The following is a 6,647-nucleotide window of genomic DNA, read 5'->3' on the forward strand; positions in this document are numbered from 1 at the left end:
CTTAATCTCATTCCTGGTGGCTGGGAAGTGTCAGAGGCGATTCATCACCTGGATGATGCCCAGCGAGGCATTCTCGTAACCTTCGGGGTTGGTCAGCTCCTGCCGGATCACCTCGGCCAGGTGGCCGGTGATGCGAACCTTCTGGGTCTGGCCACGCGCCTCGGCATTGATCGCCTGCTGGCCACCAAAGGCCTCCAGATCGGCGCGCACTTCGCGCGGCTGGGTCAGCTGTTGGCCGGTAACTGGATCCTTCAGCACCAGATCAAAGGTGATCGCGTGGATGCCACCCGTGGTGTACCGCGCCTTTTCGGTCAGCGCGTGAAAGCGTTTGACGACGATTTCCAGGTCAGCCTTGACCGGACCGTTCAGCGGGCTGACACCACGCACCATCGCATCCTGCACGATCTTCTGAACCTGGGCATGACGGTCGCCGATCGGATCCTCGCGCCAGACAATGTCACCACGCGGCAGATAGCTGTTGCGTTCCGAAACCTTGAGAGACCGCGGCACAACAACGGTAACCGAATTGATCTGCACGGGCGACTGGCCCGGCGCAATGGTCAATCCGCCCGTATCATCGGTTGCCGCGCGCGCCACAATATCCTCGTGCGGGATAACGACTTGTCCCGTCGCTGCCTGCGGTCTCGCCGCGACCTGCGGCTGGATCAGGTCATACCCTGCCGGCGCGCTGACGGTCGAATTCGGAAGATCCTCGAAAGGAGCGTTGCGGGTCGGAACATCGACAGCTGTACAAGCCGTCACGGTCAATCCCAAACCAGCTACCAGGAACATCCGCAAGGTTTTCATCGTTACTTCTCCTTGACCGGGTTGCGACTCCCACAGCCGCTACCGTTTGAAGAGAATTTGACGGTGAATTGGGGCGACTTTGCGACAAATTGAGTACGATTCGAAGATTGTTGCACATATCGATACGGTCAGTTTCTGTCTCGCGAACGCCACCCGCCGCGCCTTTTGGGGGTGGCCGTGGCACTCAGCCCGTCGCGGATGACGTCTGTCATCGGGTGATCGGGCGCCTCTGGCCCGTAGCGAGAGATCAAGTCGCTCAGCGCCTCGCGCTGATCCAGTCCGATGGGCAGGCTCAACGCCCAGTCAAGGAAGATGGTGCGGCATTCCTGAAGCGTTATGCCCTCGATTCTATAGGATTCGAAGATCAACCCTTTGGGGTCGAACCGGTCACCCGTCTTTGGCATCTTCCCACTCTCCCACCGCGGCGTCGATCAGACTTGCCGACACGGCATAGTTTTCCTCCAGCGCGGCGGCCAACTGATCAATCGTTTCAAATCCGGTACTGCGACACAGGAAGGCCGCCCCGCCTTCACCCATGTTTTCGGGCGAAATCACCGAACCGGAAAGCAATCGTGCCGCTGTCTGTACCGACCAGAATAGATCGTATGCCTGCCGGAGAGACTGTGCATCTGCGACCTCCAGCCAACCGGCAGCGACCGCGGCGCCGAGACCCGAGGCCACGTCGCACGCGGCACTTCCGGCAAGCAAGGCGCCCGCCTGGGCGACCAGTTCGATGTCCAGCATCCGCCCCGGCCCGGTCTTTGCATCCCATAGACCCGATGGCACCTTGGCTGCCGCCAGCCTGGCGCGCATGTCGGCTATTTCCCGCAATACCTGGTCCTGTTCCGAGCGATGCGACAACAGCTCTTGCCGGAAGGTTTCGATATCAACGGCCAGTTCCCGGTTCCCAGCCACCGGACGGGCGCGCGTCAGCGCCAGATGCTCCCAGACCCAGGCCTCGCTCTGCTGATAGGCAGTGAAACTGGCCCAACTCGTGGCAACCGGACCCTGATTCCCCGAAGGTCTGAGGCGCATGTCCACCTCATAGAGTTTTCCCTGCGACATCGGCGCGGTCAGCGCGGTGATCAGGGCCTGCGTCAGGCGGGCATAATAGGTTCGGGTCGCCAGCGGGCGCGGTCCTTCAGAGGTTTCAGCATCCTGTGGGTCATAGATCAGAATCAGATCCAGGTCGGATTGGGCGTTGATTCTGCCCGCACCCAGAGATCCCATGCCCAGAACGGTGGCGCCCCGCCCCGGGGGAGCGCCGTGTTTGGCGGCGAATTGATCAACAACAACCGGCAGAACGGCGGCAATAACCGCTTCGGCCAGCTCCGCGTATTGCACCCCGGCCCGGTCGGCCCCGATCAATCCGCGCAGGTGGTGCACACCGATGCGGAAATGCCATTCCTTGGTCCAGCGCCGCGCCATGTCGAGACGCAGTTCATAGTCGGGTTCCGCCGCGAGCTTCTCGGACAGTTCGGTCTTCAAAACCTCCAGCCCGGGCCAGCGATCAAAGAAGGAACCACCGATCACCGCATCAAAAACACCGGAGTTCCGGGACAGGTAACTGGCCAGCATGTTGCTGGTACCAACAATGTCGATCAGCAACTCGATCAGTTGCGGGTTGGCTTCAAAGAGCGAAAACAGTTGCACACCCGCCGGCAGACCGGCCAGGAAGCCATCAAGCGCCAGCAATGCCTCGTCCGGCTTTGCCGTCTTGGCCAGCCGTGTCAGCAGTTCCGGCTTCAGACGCTCGAAAATCCGCCGCCCGCGTTGCGAACGCAGTGCGGGGTATGTGGGCCAGCGCGACAGAACGTTTTCGTCGAATTCGACCGTTTCGACAGGTTGCTGCGCCTGACCGCTGCGGCTTCCCGGCGCGAAGAACCCCTCGGTCAACTCATGCACTTCGTTCAGCCTGCGGGTGATGTCCGCCGTCATCTGCCCGACATCGGTCCCCATCAGGCAGGCGACCCGCTCCAGGCCATCCTGGGTCTGCGGCAACCTGTGGGTTTGCGTGTCATGCACCATCTGGATGCGGTGTTCAACTTCCCGATGGGCCCTGTAGTGGTCGGCGAGCCGGTCGGCGACATCGTGCGGCACCCATTCCTTGGCGGCAAGCGCCTCCAGCCCCGGCACGGTGCCGCGCATCCGCAAGTCGCGATCACGCCCGCCGGCGATCAACTGTCGGGTCTGGGTAAAGAATTCGATCTCGCGAATGCCTCCCCGTCCCAGCTTCATGTCATGGCCGGGGATCGTTAGCGGTCCGCCTGTCCCTTTGTTCTCGCGAATGCGCAGGCGCATGTCATGCGCGTCCTGAATCGCGGCGAAATCCAGATGCCGCCGCCAGACGAAAGGCCGCAATGCCTTGAGAAAGCGCTCGCCCGCGTCGAGGTCACCCGCGCAGGGGCGTGCCTTGATATAGGCGGCCCGTTCCCAGGTCCGGCCCAGACTCTCGTAATACCGTTCTGCCGCCTCCATCGCCATGCAGACTGGTGTCACCGCCGGATCGGGCCTGAGCCTCAGATCGGTGCGGAACACATAGCCATCGGCGGTTTTATCGCTGAGCGTCGAACAAAAGTTGCGGGTGGCTTTCACCATCCCCTGCCGCGCATCGTAGAAATCGTCCGGGTCGTACCGGGTTTCATCAAAGAGCACGATCAGGTCGATATCGGAACTATAGTTCAGCTCGTGCGCCCCCATCTTGCCCATCGCCAGAATGACCATCCCGGCCGCGCATTCGACGTCATCCTCGGATTGACCGGGCAGCTTTCCCCGCCGGATCAATGCGGCGATCTCGGCTTTGGCGGCCACATCGGCGGCCAGTCCCGCGAAATCGGTGAGCAGCCCCGTCACTCGTTCCAGCGGCCAGGCACCGGACAGATCGGCAAGCGCGGTCAACAATGCCAGTCTCCGCTTCGCGCGCCGCAGCCCCGGCTTCATCTGATCAGGGGGCAAGGCGCGGACAGCAGCCAGTTCAGCCGCGACCGCAGCGTCCGGATCTGTCAGCGCTTCGGGTAGCCAGCCGGTTTCAAGTGCCATCAGGCTCATCAGATACGGGCTCGATCCACCGGCACCGGCCACGAGATCGGACATCTCGCCGGTGAATTCGGGGAACAGACTGCGCGCTTCCCTCGCAAGGTCGAGGTCAAACGCACGGGGAAGTCGGGATATTGGAAGGCCGGTTTTCATAGCTTCAATAGCGCAGCCACATGGTGCCGCGTCAATGCGGCAAAGCTTGATCTCCCGCCCAAGTTCCGGCAGGTCTGTCAGCATGAGCAAGAGCCTGTCCCGGGTCCGCGCAGCGCTGTACGCCGCCGGAATCGTCCCACGCATTCAAGAGACCGGGAATGCACGCACCGCCCGTGATGCCGCAGCCGCAGCCGCAATCGGTTGCGAACTGGATCAGATCGTCAAGACGATTGTCTTTGAAGGCGTCGACAGCGGCTCACTCCTTCTTTTCCTGACAGCAGGCGGCAATCAGGTTGATACTGCCCTTGCCGTGACGTTGGCCGGAGAAGAGCTGAAACGCGCCGACCCTGACAATGTGCGCAAGACCACCGGATTCGCTATCGGCGGCGTGTCCCCTGTTGGGCACCTCTCCCCTGCGCGCGCCTTCATGGATCCCCGCCTGATGGAATTCACGCTAGTCTGGGCAGCCGCCGGAACGCCGCGCCATGTATTCGCAGCCACACCGCAAGAGGTCGCGATACTTGCCAAGGCAAACTGCGCCGCGTTCACAACACGACACTAGATAAGGTCGAGCAGCCTGTTCAGCATCACCGCCCAGATGAGGCTGCCCAACAAGAACGACGGCAACAGCCACCACCCAGCGCTCAGCCTCGCCTCGTCTCGCACGGGCGGCACGGGTTTTGCTAACGGAACGGACGGTGCCATTCTGGCCCTCGATCAATGGGTTCATTGGCGCTTTCCATGGTTATTATGCGCATTTCGTGATGTCGGACAAGTAAACTCGATATAACGGGGAAAACCCCGAAGGCCTCGGCAAGACCCGGACGCATGTTTGGAATTCAATTTGTAATCCGGGAAAGACGGGTAAGCGACGCGGCAACCGGTTGTCCTTCAAATTCGGTTCCAACGGGAGTTTTCGCAAACCAGGCCAATTTCCAGAAAGAGATATCCGCAATAGACCACCAGAGCCGCAACCGATTGTTGATAAGCACCAAGCTTTCGCCGCAACGCCGGATTCCCTTGACCTGCCCTCATGGAGTCTGAGGTGTCCTCAGTTTCCTAGACACCTGCCTTGTTCAGTTTCTGCTGTCTGATCTCATAGTCAACGGGCGACAGCATGCTGTTGTTCGTGTGCTTGCGCTTCCCCATTTCGACCTCCTCGCCTCAAAGCCAGGGGGCAAAGCGTCCGCAAGCCTAGGGGCACCTCGGCAAGTTCGGTCTCTGTTTCTGTAAACAGCGATGGAAACGGGGCGAGCAATTCTGGCGGTGTTTCGAGTTAGGTCATCGGAAAAAATCCAACCGAACCGGTATAGGTGCAGTTCGCCCGACCAGAGACGAGTGATCAGTCAGAGACGTAGTTTGCAGCGTATCCGCGTCTCAGTGGCTCGCATATAACCGGCGAATCCCTCTGAAAACAGGCAAAATTCGCCGCCCCAAGGGTGGCCTGCACGAGTTCCTATTGGTGATGGTGGCGGTGTGAACGGGACCGCGTTCTAACCTTCTCCAGCCTTCTGCTCAGCCCCACCTGAGTGGTCCAGTTTGATTGTTAGTGCATGACTGGCCTTGGGTCCATCTGGACGATGGTTTCTGGGGCCGGAGGGCGGAAGCCCAGTCCTTCAACACGACGACCTCCATGGGCCGGCTGACGCTGAACATCCTGCTCAGCTTCGCCCAGTTCGAGCGCGAGGTCATCGGCGAGCGGATCCGCGATAAGGTCGCCGCCTCGAAGAAGAAGGGCATGTGGATGGGCGGCTACGTGCCGCTCGGCTACGACGTGGTCAACCGCAAACTGATCGTGAACGAGGCCGAGGCGGCGCAAGTCCGCTGCATGTTCGAGCTCTTCGCGCGCTCCGTTTCCACCGCCGCCGTGATCCGGGCGCTGAATGCCCGCGGCATCCGGTCCAAGCGCGGACGGCCCATCGACCGCGGGGCGCTCTACAAGCTGCTGCACAACCGCCTCTACCGCGGCGAGATCACCCACAAGGACGAGACCCTATCCCAGTATGCACGAGCCCATTGTCGATGCGGAGCTGTGGGACGCTGCCCATGCGGTGTTGGTCGGCAACCGGAACCAGCGCGCCGGGCGCACCCGCAGCACCGAACCGGCGCTGCTGCGCGGGCTGATCTTCACCGAGACCGGCGCCGCGATGACCCCGCACCACATTAAGAAGGGCAACAGGCGGTATTGCTACTACGTCTCGATGGACGTCATCCAGAAACGCCCGATGGCCGAGCTGCGCGGGCCCCAGCGGCTGCCCGCGGCGATGGTCGAGGAAGCGATCATCGGCGAGATCCGGCGGTTGCTGCGCACGCCGGAGATCATCGCGGGGACGGCGCGCGCCCTGAAGAAAGAGCGGCCCGATCTCGACGAGGGCACCGTGACCACGTCGCTCATGCAGTTCGACGATCTCTGGAAGGCGCTGTTCCCGGCCGAGCAGGCCCGCGTCGTCCAGCTGCTCGTAGCGCGCGTGACGGTAGGCGAGGACGGACTCGATATAGATCTCCGCCGTGACGGTCTCGGCGCGCTGGCGAGCCTGATGACGCCCGTGCGGGAGAACGCCGCCTGATGCCTGATCAGCCCCACCTGAGTGGTCCAATTTGATTGTTAGTGCATGACCGGCCTTGGGTCCATCTGGACGATGGTTTCTGGG

The 6,647-nt window shown here is 61.7% G+C and carries 6 protein-coding genes; 3 read left to right on the top strand and 3 right to left on the bottom strand.

Annotation, left to right across the window (positions count from 1 at the left end; all coding sequences use genetic code 11):
- Positions 1-30 precede the first annotated feature (30 nt).
- From G0P99_RS03460 to G0P99_RS03470, 3 genes are all read right to left on the bottom strand, one after another.
- Positions 31-807 carry a DUF6778 family protein gene (locus G0P99_RS03460; RefSeq protein WP_164127732.1) on the bottom strand — a complete coding sequence of 259 codons (777 nt, stop codon included), beginning with the start codon at positions 805-807 and terminating at the stop codon, positions 31-33.
- A gap of 128 nt (positions 808-935) precedes the next feature.
- On the bottom strand, positions 936-1,211 hold the full coding sequence (locus G0P99_RS03465) for a hypothetical protein (RefSeq protein WP_164127734.1): 276 nt from the start codon (positions 1,209-1,211) through the stop codon (positions 936-938).
- Positions 1,195-3,996, bottom strand: coding sequence for a glutamine-synthetase adenylyltransferase (locus tag G0P99_RS03470; RefSeq protein WP_164127736.1), 2,802 nt, complete (start codon positions 3,994-3,996; stop codon positions 1,195-1,197). Before G0P99_RS03470 ends, G0P99_RS03465 begins: the two co-directional genes overlap by 17 nt.
- 82 nt (positions 3,997-4,078) lie before the next feature.
- Between G0P99_RS03470 and G0P99_RS03475 the strand changes: the two genes are divergently transcribed.
- From G0P99_RS03475 to G0P99_RS24650, 3 genes are all read left to right on the top strand, one after another.
- The gene (locus tag G0P99_RS03475) at positions 4,079-4,558 is read left to right on the top strand and encodes a YbaK/EbsC family protein (RefSeq protein ID WP_164127738.1); all 480 of its coding nucleotides are present in this window, start codon (positions 4,079-4,081) and stop codon (positions 4,556-4,558) included.
- A 1,071-nt stretch (positions 4,559-5,629) separates the two neighbouring features.
- Positions 5,630-6,163, top strand: coding sequence for a recombinase family protein (locus G0P99_RS24645; protein WP_239059657.1), 534 nt, complete (start codon positions 5,630-5,632; stop codon positions 6,161-6,163).
- The gene (locus G0P99_RS24650; protein ID WP_370462691.1) at positions 6,048-6,563 is read left to right on the top strand and encodes a site-specific recombinase; all 516 of its coding nucleotides are present in this window, start codon (positions 6,048-6,050) and stop codon (positions 6,561-6,563) included. Before G0P99_RS24645 ends, G0P99_RS24650 begins: the two co-directional genes overlap by 116 nt.
- Positions 6,564-6,647: the final 84 nt, after the last annotated feature.

It is taken from the genome of Ruegeria sp. PrR005 (genome assembly GCF_010500245.1).
GTDB classification, from domain to species: domain Bacteria; phylum Pseudomonadota; class Alphaproteobacteria; order Rhodobacterales; family Rhodobacteraceae; genus Ruegeria_B; species Ruegeria_B marisflavi.